Raw genomic sequence first — 19890 nt, 5'->3', positions numbered from 1 at the left:
GGGACCGGGACCACGGACACAGCCGGAGCGGCGGATGGGCACCACACCGACCTCGCAGGTCCGCCGTCTGCCGCTGGCCCGGCCCGGTGGATCGGTCAGCAGGTGCCGGGAGTTCACCCGCGCCGCGCTGCTCGACTGGGGCTGGCTGCCGACCTCCGACCGCGAGCGGCTGACCGCCGCCGAGGACGTCCTCCTGATGGTCGGTGAACTGGTCACCAACGCCTGTCTGCACGCCCCGGGCCCGTACGAGCTGGCGCTCCTGCGCCGCGACGGCCGCCTGCGGGTGGAGGTCGCCGACGCCGGCCCCGAGCTGCCGGCCCTGCGCCGTCCCCGCCCCGCCGCCCTCCCCGGCGGCCACGGCCTGACGGTGGTCTCCCTGCTCTCCGCCGCCTGGGGCAGCGAGCCCACCCCGCACGGCAAGACGGTCTGGCTGGAGGTCGACTTCCCGCCCGCCGGCTGAGGGCGCGGCGCCCGCGCCGCCCGTACGGATGCCGCTTCCGGCCGGGAGTGGTGTGCTGGCAGCACCACCACTCGGCAAGAGGAAGTGACCGGTCATGGCCGTTCTGATTCACGCGGTGCTCCCCGGGGTCACCGTCGACCAGTACGACGCGCTGAACGCCCGTCTCCAGCAGACCCCCGAGATCTTCGCGGGCTGTCTCTCGCACACCTGCGCCCCCACCGACAAGGGCTTGGAGATCTTCGACCTCTGGGAGAGCGAGGCGCAGATGGACGCCTTCGCCGAGAAGATGATGCCGATCGCGACGGAGCTCGGCTGGCCCGCCGGCCCCGGGCGCCCGCCCGTCCTGGCGGTCCACAACTACTGGGTGCCCGGGGCGTCCTGACCATCGGCTCCACCCGCCCCCGCGCGTCCCCGGCGTTCGCGCGCCGCAGGCGGTACCGTGGGCGATCCACCGCGACCTCCGAGGAGCGGACCCGATGCCCCGTGCCAACCGTGACCTGACCACCATCGCCGACACCATCGAACCGACCGACCACGCCGTCCCCCCGGCCCTGCGGGCCAGGGTGCGCGGGGTGGTCGCCGCCCACGCCAGGGACGGCGAGGACTGCCGCCTGCTGCTGGAGGCCCTCGGCCTCTCGGCCGGCGAGGAGACCCCCGCGCACCGTTCCTGACGCCCCGTCGGACGGGCCGCCCTCCCCGTGGAGGGCGGCCCTCCGCCGTGTCCGGGACCTTGGTCCGCGCACAGTCGCGACGTAGGACCCTCGGTAAAGCCCGCGTGAAGGCGGACATTGGAGAGGTCTAGACCAGCGTGGTGGTCGCCGCCGCCCCGCTCGGCCGACGCCGTCTCGACAGCAGGGGTTACGCCATGAGTTCCACCGTCCAACGCGCCGGACAGCAGCCCGCCGACGCCCCTGACCCGGCCCAGTACCGGCCCGGTCGCACCGTCACGGACTGGGACCCGGAGGACCCCGTCTTCTGGCGGGCCACCGGGCGCAAGGTGGCCAACCGCAACCTCTGGATCGCGGTCCCCGCCCTGCTGGTCGGCTTCGTGGTCTGGCAGGTCTGGTCCGTCACCGCGACCAACCTCAAGGACGTCGGCTTCGGGCTCTCCACCTCGCAGCTGTTCTGGCTCACCGCCATCCCCGGCCTGACCGGCGGCACCGCCCGGATCTTCTACACCTTCCTCGGTCCGAGGATCGGCCAGCGCCGCTTCACCGCCCTCTCCACGATCGTGCTGGTGGTCCCGCTGCTCTGGCTGGGCATCGCCATCCAGGACACCTCCACGCCGTACGTCGTGTTGGCGGCCATCGCCGCGCTCTGCGGCTTCGGCGGCGCCAACTTCTCCTCCTCGCTGGCCAACATCGGCTTCTTCTTCCCGAAGAAGGAGAAGGGCAACGCCACCGGCATCAACGGCGGCCTGGGCAACCTCGGCGTCTCGGTGGTCCAGCTGCTGACCCCGATCCTGATCACCTCCTCGGTGCTGGCCGTCGGCTCCGCCCAGCACAAGGCCGACGGCACCGCCGTGTACCTGCAGAACGCCGCCTTCGTCTGGATCCCGGTGATCGTGCTGCTGGCCGCCATCAGCTGGTTCGGGCAGAACGACCTCAAGGTGGCCTCCACCCCGTTCAGCCGGCAGAAGGTGATCTTCCGGCGCAAGCACACCTGGCTGATGACCTGGCTGTACGTCGGCACCTTCGGCTCCTTCATCGGCTTCGCCGCCGCCCTGCCGCTGCTGATCAAGACCACCTTCCCGGACTACTCCGTCGCCACCTACGCCTGGATGGGCCCGGCCCTCGGCGCCCTGGCCCGCTGGGCCGGCGGCTGGATCGCGGACAAGCTCGGCGGCGCCCGGGTCACCCTGCTCTCCTTCGCCGGGATGGCGGTCTCCATCGTCGGCGTGATCACCTTCCTGCCGTCCGGCGGCGACGGCGGCTCGTTCTGGGGCTTCTTCGCCTGCTTCCTGGCCGCGTTCCTCTTCTCCGGGATCGGCAACGGCTCGACCTTCCGTCAGATCCCGGTGATCTTCCGGGCCCGCGCCCTGAAGGGCCTCACCGAGGGCACCGCCGCGCACGACCAGGCCCTCAAGCAGGCGGAAATGGAGTCCGGCGCGGTCACCGGCTTCACCGCCGCGATCGCCGCCTACGGCTTCTTCTTCATCCCGGCGATGTTCGCCAACTTCGCCGTCACCAGCGCGATGTGGGGCTTCGTCGCCTTCTACCTCAGCTGCCTGGCGGTCACCTGGTGGTACTACGCCCGCAGGGGCGCCGAGTACCCGAGCTGACCCGCCGTCACCCCCGGCCCGGGCCGCCTCCGCACGGAGGCGGCCCGGCTCAGTGGCTCCCGGCCTCCCCCGCCAGCAGGCGGCGGGCGTGCGCCAGGTGGGCCGCCAGGGCGAAGTCGAAGGCGGCGTCGGCCCGGCGGCCCCCGGGGCCGGCCGCCAGGGCGCGGGCGAGCAGCGGCGTCGAGCCGTCCGGGGCCGGCTCCCACATCGTCTCGGGGGAGGCCAGGTCGAGCGCGGAGCCGAGCACCAGGTTGTCCAGCGCGGCGATCAGCACCATCACCACCGAGTCCGCGAACCCGGCCTCCAGCAGCACCGCGACCGCCTTGTCGTAGTGGGCGAGCACCTCGGGCGCGGCGACCTGGGACATCGACAGCAGCGTGATGGCGCGCGGGTGGGCGGCGAAGGCGGCGCGGTAGGAGAGCGCCCAGGCCTCCATCGCCCGGTCCCAGGGCCGCAGGTCGAGGGTGCCGGGGTCGATGTCCGCGGCCAGCCGGAGCCGCACCAGTTCGACGATCCCGGCCCGGCCCTCGACGTGGTGGTAGACGGAGGCGGTCTGCACACCGAGCCGCCTGGCGATCTCCGGCACGGAGAAGTCGCCGTGCTCGTCGACCAGGGCCAGCGCGGTGGCCGCGATCCGCTCCCGGTCCAGCAGGGCCTTGCTGGGACGCCCCATCGCTCCCCTCCTCAGGTCTTCCCGCACCCTAGCCGCACGGGCTAAGGTGCCAAAACCATCATGCTTTAGGTTTACCAGCCGACGCCTGACGCGCCGTCACCTTCCCAGGAGTTCACCGTGACCCCCGACCTCGTCGTGCTCGCCGCCCGGGTGCACACCCTGGACCCGGCCCGGCCGCGGGCCACCGCCGTCGCCGTCCGGGACGGCCTGATCACCGCCGTCGGCGACGCCCGGGACGCCCGCGACTGGCGCGGGCCCGGCACCGAGCTGCTCGACCTCGGCGCCGCGACCCTCGTCCCCGGCCTGACCGACGGCCACAGCCACCCCGCCCTGGGCCTGGAGATGGCCGCCGGCACGGACTTCTCCGCCGTGCGCGACCTGGACGGACTGCGCGCGGCGCTGACCGCCGCCGAGCGGACCGACGGGTGGGTGGTCGGCTGGGGCCTGGACCACAACGCGTTCGGCGGCCGCCCGATCCACCGCGAGCTGCTGGAGTCCGTGCTCGGCCCGGACGTCCCCGTCTTCCTGCGCCTGTACGACGTCCACTCCGCGCTGGTCAGCGGCGCCGCCCTGCGCGCCGCCGGGATCGACGGGCCACGCACCTTCGCCCAGCGCGCCACCGTCGTCTGCGACGCCGACGGCGTCCCCACCGGCCACCTGATCGAGCACGCCGCGATGGACCCGGTCACCGCGATCCTGCCGCGCCGCCCGCTCGCCGAACGCCGCGACGAACTGCTCGGCCTGCTCACCGACATGGCCGCCACCGGCCTGACCGGCACCCATGTGATGGACGCCGGCGGTGAGGTGCTGGACCTGCTCCGCGCGATCGAGGAACGGGACGAGCTGCCGCTGCGGCTGCGGATCAACCCGTGGTGCATGCCCGGCACCGACCGGGACGGGCTCGACGAACTGGCCGCGCTGCACGGCACCGCGGGGCGCGGCTGGCTGGTCGGGGGCGTCAAGCTCTTCATGGACGGCACCGTCGAGGGCGGCTCTGCCTGGCTCGAACACGGCGACTGCCACGGGCAGAGCCGGGAGGGCCTCTGGCTCGACCCGGCCGAGTACACCGCCGCGGTCCACCACCTGCACGCCGCCGGGGTGCGGACGGCCACCCACGCGATCGGCGACGCGGGCGTGCGCCACGTCCTGGACACCGTCGCCGCGCTCGGCCCGGACGGGCGGATGCGCCACCGCGTCGAGCACATCGAGACCCTGCCGCGCGAGCAGGCCGTCCGCTTCGCGCAGCTCGGCGTGATCGCCTCCATGCAGCCCGGCCACTGCTCCTTCACCCGCGCCGATGGGACCGACGAGTGGGCGCGGCGCCTCGGCCCCGAGCGCGCCGCGCTCGCCTGGCCCTGCCGCACCCTGCGCGACACCGGCGCGGTGCTGGTGCTGGGCTCCGACTGGCCGGTCGCGAACTCCGACCCGCGCGAGGTGCTGGCCTTCGCCCAGCTGCGCCGCGCCCCCGGCACGGACATCCCGCCGGTGGTCCCCGAGCAGGGCCTCACCGCGCTGATGGCGTTGGAGGGCTGCACCACGCACGCCGCCGTCGCGGCCGGCGAGGGCGACCGGGCCGGGCGGATCGCCCCGGGCATGCGCGCCGACCTCACCGCTCTCGGCCTCGACCCGCTCACCGTCCCGGCGGACGAACTGGCCCAGTCCCCGGTGGCCCTGACCGTGTCGAACGGCCGGATCACGCACCGGGCCAGCTGACCTGACCGTCCGTCACTCCCCGCCTGCCGCCGGCACGCGCCGGACCGCCTCGCAGCGGTCCTCCTCCGAGCGGGCCTGCTCCCGGCGGGCCAGCAGGCGGTCGAGCAACGGGCCGGTGCGCATGGTGCGGCAGTCGGTGATCGGACCGTCCAGGACGGCGCGGGCGTCGGCCGGACGGCCCGCCGCGAGCAGGGCCTCGGCCAGCGGGTCGACGGCCAGGGCGTGCATCACGGTCTGGCCGGAGCGGCGGCCGATCGCGGCCGCCGTGCGCAACTCCCGCAGCGCGCCCGGGAGATCACCCCGGTCCAGGGCCACCCGGCCCAGGCCGGTGTGGGCGGCGGTCTGGCCCGCCAGGTCGCCGTCCTCCCGGGTGTGGGCCAGCACCTCCGCGAAGTCCCGTTCCGCCTCCCGGTGGCGGCCCAGCAGGCGGTGCGCCTCGGCCACCCAGCGCAGCATGCTCATCCTCGGCCAGACCGCACCACCCCGCCCCGCCGTCTCCATCGCCTCCCGGAACAGCCGCAGCGCCTCCTCCTGCCGCCCCTCCGCCAGCAGCACCTGCCCCAGCCCGCGCAGCGCGTGCGCCTGCCCGTAGAGGTCGCCGACCGCGGCGAACACCTCGGCCCCGCGACGGCAGCGGTCCGTCGCCTCGGCCGTGCGCCCCTGGAGCCGGTCGAGATAGGAGAGCACCCAGCCCGCGTACGCCCGGCCGTGCTCGTCACCCAGCTCGCCGAAGAGCGCCGCGCCCTCCTCCAGGGTCTCCCGGGCCGCGTCCCACTCCTCGTGGGTGGCCCGGCACCGGCCCAGGCCCACCAGGAGCGCGGCCTCGGCCCGGCGATCCCCCGCCGCCCGGGCCGCCGTCAGGCCGAGCTCCTGCACGGTGCGCCAGCCCGCCAGGTCGCTGCGCAGGTCGAACAGGTACTCCCCGAGGGCCGCCAACTCCCAGCAGGAGGAGGCGTGTTCGTCCCCCTGCGGCAGGCCGGCCGCCTGCCGCACGGTGGCCACCAGTGCCTCGCGCTCCTCGCCCAGCCAGCCGACCGGATCGGCCGTCACCGCCGCCGGCACGGCCTCCTCCGCCGGGCGCGGCGCCGACCCAGGTCCAACGTCCGTCAACTCCTGTCGCCTGCACCACACTTCGGCCGCCGATCGAGCCGAACCACCGATCCGGGCCGGGTAGTCGCTGCCTTGGTGCGCCACCCGGCCGGCCCGCACCAGCGTGACCCAGCGGCGCAGCACCCGGCCGAGCGCGGCCTCCCGTTCCCCCGGTGGCTCCTCCGCCTCGGCCCGCTCGCGTCCGAACGCGCGGACCAGGTCGTGGAAGCGGTAGCGCGCCTGCCGTGCACCGGCCGGGCGGTCGGCCTCCAGCAGATGGGTGGCCACCAGGGCGTCCAGCAGTTCCTCGGTCTCGGCCAGCGGGCGGCCCAGCGCGGCGGCGGCCGTCCAGGCGGCGAAGTCGGGGGCGTCCAGCAGGGCGGTGCGGCGCAGCAGGGCCCGGGCGGGCCCGGACAGCGTCCGGTGGGTGAGGGAGAGTCCGGCGCGGACGCCCAGGGTGCCGTGGGTCAGCTCGTCCAGGCGGCGGCGTTCGTCGGCCAGGCGGTCCACCAGGTCGGCCAGTCCGCGGTGCGGGTGGGCGGCCAGCTTGGCGGCCACGATCCGTACGGCCAGCGGGAGGTGGCCGCAGAGCCCGGCCAGGGTGCGGGCCGCCTCGGGCTCCGCGCCGACCCGCTCGGGCCCCGCGACGGCGGCGAGCAGGGCCACGGCGGAGGCGTCGTCCAGGGGGCCGAGCGGTAGCGAGAGCCGCAGGTCCAGACCGGGCAGGCGGCGCCGGCTGGTGAGCAGGACGGCGCTGCCCGGGGTACCCGGCAGCAGCGGGCGGGCCTGGTCCTCGTCGGCGGCGTTGTCCAACAGCACCAGGACCCGGCGGTCGGCGAGCAGGCTGCGGTAGAGGGCGGCGCGTTCGGCGGTGGTGCCGGGCAGGCGGCGGCCGTCCACGCCGAGGGCGCGCAGGAAACCGGCCAGCACCTCACCGGGGTCGGCCGGGCGTCGGTCCGCCCCGCGCAGGTCGACGAAGAACTGGCCGTCGGGGTAGGCGGCCCGGCGGCGGTGGGCGACGTGGACGGCCAACGCGGTCTTACCCGCTCCGGCCTGACCGCTGATCAGGCAGACCGGGACGGCCTCCGGGCGGCGGTCGGCGGCGAGGGCCCGCAGCAGGGCCCGGACGGCGGTGGGGCGGTCGACGAACGCCTGGCTGTCGGCGGGCAGTTGGGCGGGCACGGGGAACGCCACGCCGTCCGGCCCTTCCTCCTGAGCGCCCTCCCGCGCACCTTTCCCGGCGGGCATCGGCGCGGGCGTCGGCACGGGCATCGACGCGGCGCCCGGCGGCCGGTCGGCGAGCACGGCCCGGTGCAAACGGGTGAGTTCGGCGCCCGGGTCGAGGCCGAGCTCCTCGGCCAGCGTGCGGCGGGTCCGGGCGTAGAGCTCCAGGGCCTCGGCGCGCCGCCCGGAGCGGTGGAGGGCGAGCAGGGCGAGCTCGGTGAAACGCTCGCGCAGCGGGTGTTCGGTGGTCAACCCGGCCAGTTCGTCGACCAGTTCGCGGTGGCGGCCGCATGCGAGGTCGGCTTCGACGCGCCGCTCCAGGCAGCTCAGCCGCTCCTCCTCCAACTGCGCCGCCGCAGCCGCCAGCACCGGGCCGCCGAAGCCGCCGAGGGCCGGGCCGCGCCAGAGCGCCAGGGCCTCCCTCAGCAGCGTGGCCACCCGCTCCGGGTCGCCCGTGGCCCGCTCCACCAGCCCCCGGAACCTACCCAGGTCCGTGCCGTCCCGACCGACCGTCAGGACGAAGCCGTCGTCCCCCGTCCGTTCCGGTCCCACCGCCGCGCCGCCGGTGCCGGCCGCGAAGCGCCGCCGAAGGCCGCCCACCACGTTGAACACCTGCTCCCGCGCGGTGGCCGGCGGCTCCTCCCAGAGCGCCCGCGCCAGGCGGCCCACCGTGACCACCCGCCCCGCGTCCAGCAGCAGGACCGCCAGCGCCCGGCGGTCCCGGGGCCCGCCCGTCGGCAGCTCCCGCCCGTCCCCGTCGGTCACCCGGAGCGGCCCGAGCAGCGCGAACTCCATCCGTCCCCCGTCCCCCTGACGTCCCGTCACCGGTGCCCCGGTGGCCGTTCGATGGGGAACCAGTGGCCGCCGATCGTAGCGTGGACATGCCCGACGGCGAAGAGCCCCGCGCACCCCCACACCCTCCCGGAGGACCCTCCATGCGTACCCGTTGGCGGAGAACCGCCGCCCTCCTGCTCGGCACCGCCCTCACCCTGGCCGTCCCGGCCACCGGCCACGCCGCCGCCCCCGCTGCCCCGGCCGTCCCCTCCGGCCCCGCCGTGGCCGTGGCCCTCGGCGACAGCTTCATCTCCGGCGAGGGCGGCCGCTGGCTGGGCAACACCGCACGCTACGACGGCAGCCGCAACGGCACCGACCGCGCCTGGACCGGCACCCGGTACGACCCCGCCCGGGTGTACGGCGCCACCGGCGCCGTCGAGGGCTGCCACCGCTCGGACACCGCCGAGCTGAACAGCGCCACCGCCCTGCCGGTGGCCGAGCGGTACAACCTGGCCTGTTCCGGTGCCGAGACGGTGCACGTGCTCAGCTCGGCGGCGGGCGGCCGGGTGTTCAAGGGTGAGGCCCCGCAGAACGACCGGCTGGCCCAACTCGCCCGCGACAAGCGGGTCTCGCTGGTCGTGCTCTCGATCGGCGGCAACGACCTCGGCTTCGGCGAGATCATCGGCGAGTGCGCCTACGACTGGGCGTTCAGCCGGCTCTGCATGAACGAGCAGCAGGAGATCGTCGACGGCAAGCTGCCCGCGGTCCGCGCCAAGGTCGCCGCCGTGGTGGACGACATCCGCTCGGTGATGACCGCCGCCGGGTACCGGAACGCGGACTACCGGCTGGTGCTCCAGTCCTACCCGTCCCCGATCCCGGGCGGCGAGGAGTTCCGCCTGCGCGAGGGCGACTCCAACCGGCTGAACCGCGACGGCTGCCCGTTCAACAACCGCGACGCCTCCTGGGCCCGCTACTCCCTGGTGCCCCAACTCGCCGAACTGGTCGGCTCGGTGGCCGCCGCGAAGGGCGCCGAGTTCCTCGACCTCCAGGAGACCATGAGCGGCCACGAGGTCTGCTCCCTCGGCACCACCCAGGTCGGCCAGAGCGGTCCGGACGCCCGCAGGCACGAGTGGTTCCGCTTCCTCGACTACGCCAACACCCAAGGGACGCTGGAGGAGTCGATGCACCCGAACGCCTTCGGCCAGCGTGCCCTCGGGGCCTGCCTCTCGCTGCTCTCCGCCGCCCGGCCCGGCCGGTACAGCTGCGAGAGCGACTACCTCGGCGACGGCTCGCCCACCGCGATGCGGCTGCTGCCGCGCAGCTGACGCCCGCTCCACTCCCGGGGCCCGCCCGGCCCATTACGCTGGGCGGGCCCTGCCCTCGTCCCACCGATGGAACGGACCCATGGACCTCAGCTTCACCAGCCACGTCATCGAGTGGCGCGGCCCGGCGCCGTACTACTACGTCCCCGTCCCGGAGGACGAGTCGGCGGCCGTCCGCCAGGTGGCGGCGCGGGCCAGCTACGGCTGGGGCGTGATCCCGGTGGAGGCCCGGATCGGGGCCGACACCTTCACCACCTCGCTCTTCCCGAAGGACGGTGGCTACCTCCTCCCGCTCAAGCTCGCCGTCCGCACTCCGCTGGGCCTGTGCACCGGCGACCCGGTCGACGTCGAACTGACGGTCCGTCTCTGACGGTCCGCATCCACGTTCCAGCCATACTTCGCACACTTCTTGTCAGGGTCACGCACATCCGGATGGCCCGGAGCGGACCCGGGAAGGCAGCAGGCGTTCCGTACACGGAGCGGAACCCGATCAAGGAGGGTCCATGCTTTCGAGGAAGTCGCTCGCGGTCCTGGGTGGAGCGCTGGTGCTCCTGGCCTCACCCGTGGCCGTCGGCCCCGCCGCCGCGGCCGGTCCGAACCCGGCGGGGGCGGGCCAGAGTCTGGCCGCGAGCGGATGGCTGATCCACACCTTCAACGGCAAGTGCGTGGAGGTGGAGAACTCCGGGACCGGCAACGGAGACCGCGTCCAGCAATGGGACTGCGTCGGCCAGGCAGGGGCCGTCTGGTACGGCGAGTGGCAGGGCGAGTACGAGTACATCAAGAACTCGAACAGCGGGAAGTGCCTGGAGGTGGAGAACTCCGGGACCGGTAACGGAGACCGCGTCCAGCAATGGGACTGCGTCGGCCAGGCGGGCGCGAAGTGGTACCCGGTCAACGCGGGCAACGGGTACGTCTACTTCAAGAACCACCACAGCGGGAAGTGCCTGGAGGTGGAGAACTCCGGCTACTCCAACGGCGCCCGCATCCAGCAGTGGGACTGCGTCGGCCAGGCCGGCTCCAAGTTCTACACCACGGCCGCCTGACCCACCCGGCCTCGCCACCGGGTGCCCCGGGCCGCCGGGGCCCGGGGCACACCGCCCCGACGCACCGTCAGCCACCAAGCTCCTCCAGATAGGCGTGCAGCGCCGCCGCCCCCGCCAGCAGGGCCCGGCCGCGTGCGGTCAGCCGGCCGTTCCACTCCGCCAGCGCCGCCTGCAGGGGCTCGGCCCCGCCGGCCGTCCGGACCTGCTCCAGCACCAGCGCGATCTGCTCCAACCCATGCCCGCCGCGCCGCAGTTGACGGGCCAGCAGCGCGTCCCGCACCTGCGCGGGCCCGTACACCCGGTACCCGGTACGGCGGTCACGCCCGGGTACCACCAGCCCGGCCGTCTCCCACTTGCGCAGGGTCGCCGGGCGCAGGCCGAGGCGGTGCGCCAGGTGCCCGATCAGCAGCCCGCCCTGCTCCGTCCCCTGCTCCTCCACCGGCTCCAGGTCGCGCAGCGCCAAGGCCACCGACTCCAGCGTCCGGCGGTCCTCGGCCAGCAGGGCGTGGCTCGCGTCGATCAGCCGCAGCGCCTCCTCCACCGTGCCGCCGTTGACCGCGCGCATCACCGCACCGGCGGTCGCGTGGCCGTGCCCGGGGACCAGGGCGAGGAAGGTGCGCAGGGCGGCGGCGTGCAGCGGGGTGTACGCGCGGTACCCGTGCGGGGAGCGTTCGGCGGGCGGGAGGAAGCCGGCCTCCTCGTAGTTGCGCACCGCCTGCGTGGAGAGGCCGTGCTCCCGGGCCAGATCGACCGGGCGCAACCTCCGCTTGAGACTTTTGTCGCCCATCCTCGGGTCCAGACCTCAGAAAGTTCACATCGAAGGTTCAAGGATACGGTGGAAGCCATGACTCCCCCCACCCTCTCCGAGGTCACCGTCCCGTTCACTCCCGCGCGCATGGCCGCCCTCCTCTCCCCTGCCGTCCGGGTGCTCGGCCTGGGCGAGCCGACCCACGGGGTCGAAGCCTTCCTCGACCTGCGCAACGAGCTGTTCCGCCACCTGGTCGAGCACCAGGGCTACCGCTCCATCGCCCTGGAGTCCGACTGTCTGTCAGCCCTGGTCGCGGACGCGTACGTCGCGGGCCACGCCGACGACCTCGACCACGCCGCCGCCCACGGCCTCAGCCACGGCTTCGGCACCCACCCGGGCAACCGCGAGCTGCTGCGCTGGATGCGGGAGTGGAACACGGCCCACCCGCCGCAGGACCGCCTCCGCTTCGACGGCATCGACGGCCCGCTGGAGACCAGCGGCGCCGCCGCCCCCGGCCCGGCGCTCACCACCCTCCACGACCTCCTCTCCCCGCACCTCGAACTGCCTGTCTCCCTGGACGAGTTGAACTCCCTCCTCGGCGACCCTTCCCAGTGGACGGACCCGGGGGTGATGTGGGACCCGGCCAAGTCCGTCGGCCGCACCCCGGAGGCCGGCCGGCTCCGCCTGATCGCCGACGACCTCAGCGCCCTGCTCGCCGCCCGGACCCCGCAGTTGCTGGCCGCCACCTCCCCCGAACACCTGTGGCTGGCCAACCTGTACGCCCGCACCGCCACCGGCCTCCTGCGCTACCACGCCGCCCAGGCCGACCCCGGCCCGCAGCGCCTGACCTCGCTGGTAGCCCTGCGCGACCTGATGATGGCCGACAACCTCTCCGTCGTCGCCGACCGCGAGGCCCACCGCGGCCCGACCCTCGCCTTCGCCCACAACAGCCACCTCCAACGCACCGAGAGCAGCATGCAGTTCGGCGGCCAACGCCTCACCTGGTGGAGCGGCGGCGCCCTCCTCGCCACCCGCCTGGCCGACCGCTACGCCTTCGCCGCCACCACCTTCGGCACCCGCGCCGACGACCACCCGGCCCCCGACACCCTCGAAGGCCTGCTCATCACCGCCCAGCCCCACCCCCGGGCCTTCCTCCCCGCCCCCGCCCTCGCCGCCGCCCTCCCCCCGGGCACCCCGCTGCGCACCCCCGCCGACCACACCTACTTCCCCCTCGACCCGGCCACCGTCGGCCAGGCCGACGCGGTGGTCTTCCTGCGCGAGATCTGAGGCCCGACCCCCCGTCAGGCCTCCGGAGGGCAGGCCCGCCCGCGGTCCGCGATCCGCATGGCCCAGTCCCGGAAGGCCGCGCGGTCGGCGGGCGCGATCCGCTCGCGCTCCGGGATCCAGTCGGCGTCCGCCGCGTCCAGGAGGTCGGCGAGGCCGAGGTGGTGCCAGTCCTGGTGCACCGCGTTGTAGACCCGCACCATCGGGGCGACCCGGTCCCTGATGGCGGCCACCTCGTCCGCCTCCAGCCCGGCCTGCCCCAACCGCGCCAGCGTCGCGGCGTGCTGCTCGGGAGTGAACTCGGTGTCCAGGAAGCGTTCGAGCAGATCACCCCACACGTCCGCCCGGCACCGGCGGGCGATCCCGTGCGCGGTGCAGAACGCCTCCAGATCGGCCCGCTGCCCCACGGGGAGGAAGAGGGTCTCCCCCGAGACCGTACGGATCTCCGGCGGCGTGGCGCCCGGGTCGGCGTCCCGGATCGCCGGCACGGGAACGGCCCGCTCCCCGGGGGAGCCCGCGGCCCCGGGGACGCGGACGTGGTCGGCGGCGAGGACGGCATCGAGTCTCATCCGGCCATCCTGACCGGTCGTCAGCCGCGGCGGTACCCGCCCCCGCCCCGCGTCACGCACCCGGTGCCCAGGGGGCGGGCGCGGGGTCGGGGCCGTCCAGGGCGGTGCGCAGCTTCTGCCGGAAGGTCTTCGGCGGGGCGTCGGTCCCCTCGACCACGTGGACCAACCGGGCCGTGGTGACGCGCAGGTGGCACTCGCGGTGCTGCTGGCTCAGCCGGACCAGCCAGGAGCCGTCCGAGGTGCGGTACGCCTGGCGGGCCGGCACGTCCCCCGGCCGGGCGTGCCGGGCCAGCAGGTCCGGCAGGTGCTTCAGCGCGGCCTCCTCGGCCACCGCGCGTGCGTCCTCCTCGGTGCCGTCCACCGGGTGGGTGGCCACCAAGGTCCAGCGGTGGAGCCTGAATTCGACGCCGTCGGCGTGCTTGGTCATACGGGTGTCCTCCTCGATGAGGACGTACCACCGGGCTGCGGTCATGTCCCGAAGCATAGGCACCCGCCCGTCGCGCCGGGGCGGGGTCAGTAGCCCGGATACCAGCCCCGGAAGGCACCGACGGCCATGGTGACCACCATGGCTTCGACGCCGAGGCCGAAGATGAGGAAGCCGACGGTGAGGGCCAGGTCGCCGATCGCGTTGGAGCCCGGTCTGTACACGCTCGCGACGTGCGGCCTGTCCGGGTGGTAGGCGACCCCGGACGACCGGGTCCTCGCTCCTCTCGTACACGCTGCGGCTGACGCCGTGCAGGTCCGTGTACACGTACGTCCCGAAGCTGCCGCCCAGGACGCGGGCGTTCCCGACCCGCTGCGCCTCCACGGTGATGCCGTTGCGGGGCAGGTACCAGTGGCGGTAGACGTTGTCCGCCCCGATGAAGCCGATCGCGATGCCTCCGGCCCCGGCGATCGGGCCGACCAGCACGATCAGCAGCGCGATGATCCACTCCCCGTGGATCCCGACGGCGAGCGCCAGGGCGACGTGGGAGAGGCCGACGACGAGCAGCCAGATCCTCCGCCTGCGCCTGCGCTGCTCATCACGGGACTCGGTCAGGACACGGACGGTGACCAGGCCGGATCCGTCGACCGTCCCCGTCCCGGTCTCCTCCGGCAGCAGGGCCCGGGCCGCGTTGACGGCGTCGGCGAACAGGGCCACGGCCGCCTCGCTCACGTCGTCGACGCGGTGCACGGCGGGCGCCGCCCCCTCGGGGGCGGTGAGCTCGACGGCGACGGCACGCCCCTCCGGGCGGACGAGCCCGATCGCCCGGAGCGGGATGAGGAGTTCCTCGGTCCTCCGGCGCAGGACCAGCGCATCGTCGTCGAGCCGGAGCTCGGTACCGTCGGAACTGCGCAGGACCGGTACGGGTGACGTGATCGACATACGCGCGATCGTATGGGGCTTCGGTACTTCCGGGCCCGGGTTTTCCGGCACCTTGATCGACTTCCCGGGGCGGGCCTAGGCTGACGGCCCGTGAGCGCGAAGACGGAGAAGACGTACGAGGCGGTCCGGGAGGGCTTCCGGCGGGATGCCGGGCGGCGCGGGTTCACCGTGTCGGAGGCCCAGGAGCCGGCGGTGGAGCGGCTGGCCCGGCTGGCGGGGGAACTGGTGGGGGCCAGACGGCTGTTCAGGGCTCCGGCGCCGGTGCGGGGGTTGTACGTCTGGGGGCCGGTGGGGCGGGGGAAGAGCTGGCTGGTGGACACCTTCTTCGAGGCGGTGCCGAGCGAGCGGAAGCGGAGGCTGCACTTCCACGACTTCTTCCACCTGCTGCACGAGGGCGTCGCCCACCAGGCCCCGTCCACGGGCAACTCCCGTACCAGCGCCGTCGACCTGGCCGTGGAGGAGCTGCTCGGGGACGCGGAGCTGCTGGTCTTCGACGAGTTCCACGCCCACGACGCGGGGGACGCGATGCTGGTGGCCCGTCTCTTCCGGACGCTGCTGGACCGGCGGGTCACCCTCGTCACCACCTCCAACTACCCGCCCTCCGGCCTGATGCCGAACCCCGTCTACCACCACCTCTTCGAGCCGACCATCGCCCTGATCGAGGAGCGGATGGACGTCCTCGACGTCTCGGGCCCCACCGACTTCCGGCGGATCGGCCAACTCCCCTCGAACGGCAAGAGGTTCGCGGAGGGCGCCGTCCTCACGCCGGAGGAGGCGGAGCAGGAGGGCTTCACGGCTCCGACCCCGGACGAGCGGACCGTGGTCGCCGGCCACCTGCGGGAGCTGCCGGCCCGTGCGGTGCGCGGCGGCACGGTGTGGCTCGGCTTCGAGGAGCTGTGCGAGACCACCACCTCCGTACCGGACTACCTGGCACTGGCCGGGCGCTTCGACACGGTGGTGGTGGACGGTGTGGTCCCGCTCGCCGAGGCCAGCGCGGACGGGCGGCAGCGGTTCGGGAACCTGGTGGACGTCTGCTGCGACCGCGACGTCCGGCTGGTGCTGGTCGGCTCCGACCCGCTGGCCGGGGCCGGGCCGGAGATGCTGCGCGACCTGGACCGGATCGCCAGCCGGCTGGCGATGCTGCAACGAGTCGCGGCCGCACGGTAGTCGGCGGGCCCCGGCGGGCAGGGATGCCGCCGGGGCCCGCCCGAACGGACTACGGGACGGGCTGCTGCTGGGTGACGCAGTGGATGCCGCCGCCGCCGAGGCCCAGGTAGTCGATGTTCAGCTGGACCACGGTGCGGCCGGGGAAGAGCGCCTGGAGCTTGGACTTGGCGGCGGCGTCGGCCCGGGAGTCGCCGAACTGGGCCGCGATGACGGCGTCGTTGCAGACGTAGTAGTTGGCGTAGGAGCCGACGAAGGCCGGGTCCGACTGGCGGATGGAGTAGTAGTCGGGGCCGCCCAGCTTGCTGACCTGGACGCGGACGCCGCGGGCGTCGGTGGAGGCGGAGAGGACGTTGTACTGGTTGATCTCGTCCTTGGTCCAGACGTCCGACGGGTCGTCGGTGGCGTTGGGGTACTGGACGAGTCCCTTGCCAGGCTCCAGGAAGCGCGAGGTGGCGTCCACGTGGTCGCCGGTGATGTCCTGGTTGTACACGCCGGTGAACCAGATCACCTTGCTCGCGCCGTAGGCGGCCTTCATCGCGGCCTCGGCCGTGGCCTGGCTCATGCCGGGGTTGCGGTTGGAGACCAGCAGGCTGCTCTTGGTGGCCATCAGGGTGCCGGCACCGTCGGTCTCGATGGCGCCGCCCTCGCCGACGATGGCGGCGGCGGTGAACGGGAGGCCGAGCAGGGCGGCGACCCTGGAGGCCACCTGGCCGTCGTGGGTGTAGACCTGGTTGCCGCCCCAGCCGTTGAAGTTGAGGCCGATGGTGTCCAGGCCGCCGAGGCCGTTGGTGCGGAAGACCGGGCCGGTGTCGCGCATCCAGCAGTCGTTCACCGGGATGCTGGTGATGATGGTGATGTTGCCGGAGGGGCAGAGCTGGCGGGCCCGGGCCGCCGACGCCGGGTTGGCCAGCAGGTGGACCGGCTCGTAGCGGGCGATGGTGTTGGCCACCAGGGCGATGTTGGCCTGGATCTGACTGAGCGACGGCACCTTGCCGCCGCGCCGGCCTCCGCTGCGGCCGGTCCAGATGGTGGGGTCGTCCGGCCAGGCCATCCAGGTGCGGGTGTGCCGGGCGGTGTCCCCCGGCACGGAGAAGGCGCCGGCCGCCAGGCCGGGCGTGGCGCCGCCGCGGGCCACGGAGGCCCCGGCCGTGCCGCCGCCGGCCACCGCCCAGGTGGCCCCCGCCGCGGCCAGGCCGGCGGCGGCCAGGAAGCCCCGCCTCCCGATGGGGTTGTGCGGCTGCGCGTGGGGATCGCGTGCGCTGGTCATGTCTTGACCCTCCGTCAGTGCGGCCGTGGTCGCTCCACGGCCTTGCCCAGACGGTAAAACTGACCAAGCGCCCGGTCAATACTTCTCGCAGGACTCGGTACGGGCCGACGTCACCCCGGCCCCGCCCGGCTCGGTAGAGTGCGCGGATGGCCCAGCTCGACGAAGACCAGGCACCCACCGCCCGCAAGCCCCGCGCCTCGGCCAAGGGCGAGCAGACCCGCGCCCGGCTGCTCGCCGCCGCCCGCGAACTCCTCGCCGGGGACGGCGAAGTGCCCTTCACCACGCGGAACGTGGCGGCCCGGGCCGGGGTCACGCACGGGATGTGCCACTACCACTTCCAGACCCGCACCGACCTGATCGTGGCCGTGGTGGAGGCGATCCGCCCGGAGTGGGTCACGCCGCTGGAGGAGGCCGTGGCCGCACCCGGCACCTTCGCGGAGCGGACGGAACGGGTGATCGCCCTGCTGAGCCAGCCCGAGGCCGGGGACCTCTCCCGCCTGCACTCGGCGATGCACTGGTTCGCCGTCAACGACGAGCGCGTGCGGGAGGCCCTGGCAGCGGAGTACGCGCGCTGGCGGGCCTGCTTCACCGCGCTGTTCGGGGTGCTGGCGCAGGAGCGCGGCGGCGCGTTCGACCCGTACCCGCTGGGCGAGGCGGCCGCGGCCGGCACCGACGGTCTGGCCGCCTTCCAGTCCCTGGACCCCTCGTACGACCCGGCACCGCCGCTCCGGTCCCTCTTCCTCGGTCTGGCCGCCGCCCCCTGAGCCCACGTCAGGTCTCCGCCGCCCGGTGCTCGGCCCGCAGCCCGCTCGCCACCGTGCAGACCAGGCTCGCCGCGATGATGCCCTCCGCCCAGAACAGCGCGACGTAGTCCATCAGGCAGCCGATCGGCGGCGAGCCGGTGGCGGCGTTGCGCAGCCCGATCAGGGCGAACAGGGTGGCGGCCATCCAGCCCAGTGCGGGCCAGACCAGCGGGCTGCGCTTGCGGATCAGCACGTGGGCGCCGCCCAGTACCGAGAGCGCCAGCGCCCACATCGCGGCGATCATGAACCAGGCCAGGATGAAGGTGCTCCGGGAGCGGGTGATCTTCGCCTCCAGCACCGCCTCGGCCGGCTCCTCGGAGACGTCGCGCGCCTTGGTCAGGAAGAACGGGTCGGCATCGGTGAACAGCACCTCCAACGGCACCGGTTGGCCTCCCGAGGAGGCCGTCCAGCTCGCCGACAGCTTGTACCGGTCGAAGGGGTAGTCGCTGGGCGTCCCGCCGTACAGGCCGAGGGTGACGGCCTGCGGCGTGGCAGCCTGCCCGGCCTCCACCCTGAGCCTGGTGGCGGTCTGCGCGTTGACGGTGACCTCCACCGGGCGGGTGAAGGTCAGGGAGTCGGGGCCGGCCGCCAGGGTGCCGTGCGGGACCAGCACGGTGTAGAGCGTGACTTCCTGCGAGCTTGGGTCCACCTCCTGCACGGTCATGTCCAACTCCACGCCGTCGCCGAGGACTTCGACGCCGAGGCGGCGCGGTTCCTGACGGCTGTTCCGCTCGTCCAGGTAGAGCGTGATGCCGGCTGCCAGCAGGACCACCACCAGCGCCAGCAGCCCGAACTGCCAACGGGCGGGCCGCGCGCGGCGCACCGCGCTCAGCGGGCTCACCGGACGGGCGGCGGCGCGGAGGCGGCCTCCGGCTGCTGCTGGGTGGAGCAGTGGATGCCGCCGCCGCCCGCGGCGATGGCGTTGATCTCCACGGGCACCACCTGACGCCCCGGGTGGAGATCGCCGAGGATGCCGGCGGCCCGGTCGTCGGAGGTCTTGTCGCCGAAACGCGGCATGATGACAGCGCCGTTGACCACGTAGTAGTTGAGGTAGGTGGCGAGGAAGTCCTTGCCGCGGTCGGGCTGCCCGCTCATGTCGGGCTCGACCAGCTCGACGATTCGCAGCCTGCGGCCGTTGGCGTCGGTGGCCTCCTTGAGCACCTGGAGCGCCTGGTCGGAGGCGCGGGACCAGATGTCCGGCTCGGCGTCCGGGCCGGGGCGGTGCAGCACCACCACACCGGGCTCGGCGAAGCGGGCCAGCGCGTCGACGTGGCAGTCGGTGATGTCCTGTCCGGCCACGCCGGTGAACCAGAGGACCTTCCGGACGCCGAACAGTTCCTTGAAGGAGGCCTCGATCTGGTCGCGGCTCCTGCCCGGGTTGCGGTTGGGGTTGACCCAGGAGCTCTCGGTGGCCATCAGGGTGCCCTCGCCGTCGACCTCGATGCCGCCGCCCTCGCCGGTGATCGGGGCCTCGATCCGGCGGACCGAGTAGCGCTCCAGCACCCGGCGGGCCACCTGCGAGTCGTTGGTGTGGGTCTGCTTGTTGCCCCAGCCGTTGAAGTTGAGGTCGACCCCGGCCAGCGCTCCCCCGCCGGTGACGAAGGTCGGGCCGGTGTCCCGGGCCCAGAGGTCGTCCACCGCGAGGTCGATCACCTCCACGCTGGAGCCGCACAGCTGCCGGGCCGCGGCGCTCTGCTCCGGACGGGCCATCAGCACCACCGGTTCGAACCGGGCGACGGCCTGCGCCACCCGGGCGATGTCCTGCCGGACGGCGGGCAGGTCGGCGCCCCAGACCTCCTCCAGGGCCGGCCAGGCCATGAAGGTGCGGGTGTGCCGCCTGGACTCGGACGGCATCGCGAGCGGGACCGCCGACGCGGAGGCCGACGGGGAGGGAGTGGGCGAAGGGGCGGCCGACGGGGAGGCCGAAGGCTCTGACCCTTCGTCACCATCCGCCGAGGAGCACCCGTCCAGCAGCGCGATCGCGGCCAGGACGGAGCCCGACCGCAGCAGGGTCCGACGGGTCAGGGCGGGCTCTCTCACGGGCGGGTCCCCTCGCAGCAGGAATGGGCACAGAGCGGCCGGAATCCGACACTAGAGGCAGGTGCGG

21 protein-coding genes are annotated in these 19890 nt (G+C 74.1%); 12 read left to right on the top strand and 9 right to left on the bottom strand.

The annotated features are described in order from the left end of the window. The first annotated feature begins 34 nt into the window (after positions 1 to 34). From ACIA8O_RS04385 to ACIA8O_RS04370, 4 genes are all read left to right on the top strand, one after another. Positions 35 to 460: an ATP-binding protein gene (locus tag ACIA8O_RS04385; RefSeq protein WP_396292000.1), complete on the top strand. Its 426-nt coding sequence runs from the start codon at positions 35 to 37 to the stop codon at positions 458 to 460. Positions 461 to 554: 94 nt separating this feature from the next. Continuing rightward, on the top strand, positions 555 to 842 hold the full coding sequence (locus ACIA8O_RS04380; protein WP_396291999.1) for a hypothetical protein: 288 nt from the start codon (positions 555 to 557) through the stop codon (positions 840 to 842). Positions 843 to 936: 94 nt separating this feature from the next. Then, a complete protein-coding gene (locus ACIA8O_RS04375) occupies positions 937 to 1131 on the top strand; it encodes a hypothetical protein (protein WP_396291998.1) in 195 nt (64 codons plus the stop codon). A gap of 194 nt (positions 1132 to 1325) precedes the next feature. Beyond that, positions 1326 to 2741, top strand: a complete 1416-nt coding sequence (locus ACIA8O_RS04370; RefSeq protein ID WP_396291997.1) for a NarK family nitrate/nitrite MFS transporter — start codon at positions 1326 to 1328, stop codon at positions 2739 to 2741. 49 nt (positions 2742 to 2790) lie between these two features. On the opposite strand, the gene ACIA8O_RS04365 is transcribed toward ACIA8O_RS04370, so the two are convergent. Then, complete coding sequence (locus tag ACIA8O_RS04365; RefSeq protein ID WP_396291996.1) at positions 2791 to 3414, bottom strand: TetR/AcrR family transcriptional regulator; 624 nt, start codon at positions 3412 to 3414, stop codon at positions 2791 to 2793. Between the two features lie 117 nt (positions 3415 to 3531). Here ACIA8O_RS04365 and ACIA8O_RS04360 point away from each other — a divergent pair, with 117 nt between their 5' ends. Then, the gene (locus tag ACIA8O_RS04360) at positions 3532 to 5127 is read left to right on the top strand and encodes an amidohydrolase (protein WP_396291995.1); all 1596 of its coding nucleotides are present in this window, start codon (positions 3532 to 3534) and stop codon (positions 5125 to 5127) included. Between the two features lie 12 nt (positions 5128 to 5139). Here ACIA8O_RS04360 and ACIA8O_RS04355 read toward each other — a convergent pair whose 3' ends face one another. Further along, entirely contained in the window at positions 5140 to 8265 is a 3126-nt protein-coding gene (locus ACIA8O_RS04355; RefSeq protein WP_396291994.1) for a BTAD domain-containing putative transcriptional regulator, read from the bottom strand. A 110-nt stretch (positions 8266 to 8375) separates the two neighbouring features. Here ACIA8O_RS04355 and ACIA8O_RS04350 point away from each other — a divergent pair, with 110 nt between their 5' ends. The 3 genes from ACIA8O_RS04350 (at position 8376) to ACIA8O_RS04340 (ending at position 10579) form a co-directional block, all read left to right on the top strand. After that, a complete protein-coding gene (locus ACIA8O_RS04350) occupies positions 8376 to 9539 on the top strand; it encodes a GDSL-type esterase/lipase family protein (RefSeq protein ID WP_396291993.1) in 1164 nt (387 codons plus the stop codon). Positions 9540 to 9618: 79 nt separating this feature from the next. Next, a complete protein-coding gene (locus tag ACIA8O_RS04345; protein ID WP_396291992.1) occupies positions 9619 to 9906 on the top strand; it encodes a DUF1905 domain-containing protein in 288 nt (95 codons plus the stop codon). A 133-nt stretch (positions 9907 to 10039) separates the two neighbouring features. Beyond that, a complete protein-coding gene (locus ACIA8O_RS04340; protein ID WP_396291991.1) occupies positions 10040 to 10579 on the top strand; it encodes an RICIN domain-containing protein in 540 nt (179 codons plus the stop codon). Positions 10580 to 10646: 67 nt separating this feature from the next. Here ACIA8O_RS04340 and ACIA8O_RS04335 read toward each other — a convergent pair whose 3' ends face one another. After that, positions 10647 to 11366, bottom strand: a complete 720-nt coding sequence (locus ACIA8O_RS04335; protein WP_396291990.1) for a MerR family transcriptional regulator — start codon at positions 11364 to 11366, stop codon at positions 10647 to 10649. Between the two features lie 57 nt (positions 11367 to 11423). Here ACIA8O_RS04335 and ACIA8O_RS04330 point away from each other — a divergent pair, with 57 nt between their 5' ends. Beyond that, a complete protein-coding gene (locus ACIA8O_RS04330; protein WP_396291989.1) occupies positions 11424 to 12614 on the top strand; it encodes an erythromycin esterase family protein in 1191 nt (396 codons plus the stop codon). Positions 12615 to 12628: 14 nt separating this feature from the next. Here the strand turns inward: ACIA8O_RS04330 and ACIA8O_RS04325 are convergent, their stop codons facing one another. Genes ACIA8O_RS04325 through ACIA8O_RS04315 form a run of 3 tightly spaced genes read right to left on the bottom strand, consistent with a single transcriptional unit; the run spans position 12629 to position 13828 of the window. Then, the gene (locus tag ACIA8O_RS04325) at positions 12629 to 13180 is read right to left on the bottom strand and encodes a hypothetical protein (RefSeq protein ID WP_396291988.1); all 552 of its coding nucleotides are present in this window, start codon (positions 13178 to 13180) and stop codon (positions 12629 to 12631) included. A gap of 52 nt (positions 13181 to 13232) precedes the next feature. Next, entirely contained in the window at positions 13233 to 13652 is a 420-nt protein-coding gene (locus ACIA8O_RS04320; RefSeq protein ID WP_396291987.1) for a hypothetical protein, read from the bottom strand. 41 nt (positions 13653 to 13693) lie between these two features. Beyond that, entirely contained in the window at positions 13694 to 13828 is a 135-nt protein-coding gene (locus tag ACIA8O_RS04315; RefSeq protein ID WP_396291986.1) for a hypothetical protein, read from the bottom strand. Positions 13829 to 14015: 187 nt separating this feature from the next. On the opposite strand from ACIA8O_RS04315, the gene ACIA8O_RS04310 reads away from it, so the two are divergent. Both ACIA8O_RS04310 and zapE read left to right on the top strand, forming a co-directional pair. After that, entirely contained in the window at positions 14016 to 14534 is a 519-nt protein-coding gene (locus ACIA8O_RS04310; protein WP_396291985.1) for a hypothetical protein, read from the top strand. 102 nt (positions 14535 to 14636) lie between these two features. After that, complete coding sequence (gene zapE, locus ACIA8O_RS04305; protein ID WP_396291984.1) at positions 14637 to 15713, top strand: cell division protein ZapE; 1077 nt, start codon at positions 14637 to 14639, stop codon at positions 15711 to 15713. A 49-nt stretch (positions 15714 to 15762) separates the two neighbouring features. Here zapE and ACIA8O_RS04300 read toward each other — a convergent pair whose 3' ends face one another. After that, on the bottom strand, positions 15763 to 16980 hold the full coding sequence (locus tag ACIA8O_RS04300; protein WP_396291983.1) for an agmatine deiminase family protein: 1218 nt from the start codon (positions 16978 to 16980) through the stop codon (positions 15763 to 15765). A 146-nt stretch (positions 16981 to 17126) separates the two neighbouring features. Between ACIA8O_RS04300 and ACIA8O_RS04295 the strand changes: the two genes are divergently transcribed. Beyond that, positions 17127 to 17744, top strand: a complete 618-nt coding sequence (locus tag ACIA8O_RS04295; protein WP_396291982.1) for a TetR/AcrR family transcriptional regulator — start codon at positions 17127 to 17129, stop codon at positions 17742 to 17744. Positions 17745 to 17751: 7 nt separating this feature from the next. On the opposite strand, the gene ACIA8O_RS04290 is transcribed toward ACIA8O_RS04295, so the two are convergent. Both ACIA8O_RS04290 and ACIA8O_RS04285 read right to left on the bottom strand, forming a co-directional pair. Beyond that, positions 17752 to 18624 carry a DUF4436 family protein gene (locus tag ACIA8O_RS04290; RefSeq protein ID WP_396291981.1) on the bottom strand — a complete coding sequence of 291 codons (873 nt, stop codon included), beginning with the start codon at positions 18622 to 18624 and terminating at the stop codon, positions 17752 to 17754. Continuing rightward, positions 18621 to 19823 (bottom strand): agmatine deiminase family protein, encoded by a 1203-nt coding sequence (locus ACIA8O_RS04285; RefSeq protein ID WP_396291980.1) that lies wholly within the window; start codon positions 19821 to 19823, stop codon positions 18621 to 18623. Before ACIA8O_RS04285 ends, ACIA8O_RS04290 begins: the two co-directional genes overlap by 4 nt. Positions 19824 to 19890 lie beyond the last annotated feature (67 nt).

Source organism: Kitasatospora sp. NPDC051853 (genome assembly GCF_044452665.1).
Classification (GTDB): domain Bacteria; phylum Actinomycetota; class Actinomycetes; order Streptomycetales; family Streptomycetaceae; genus Kitasatospora.
This window is presented reverse-complemented; position numbering and strand designations above follow the sequence as displayed.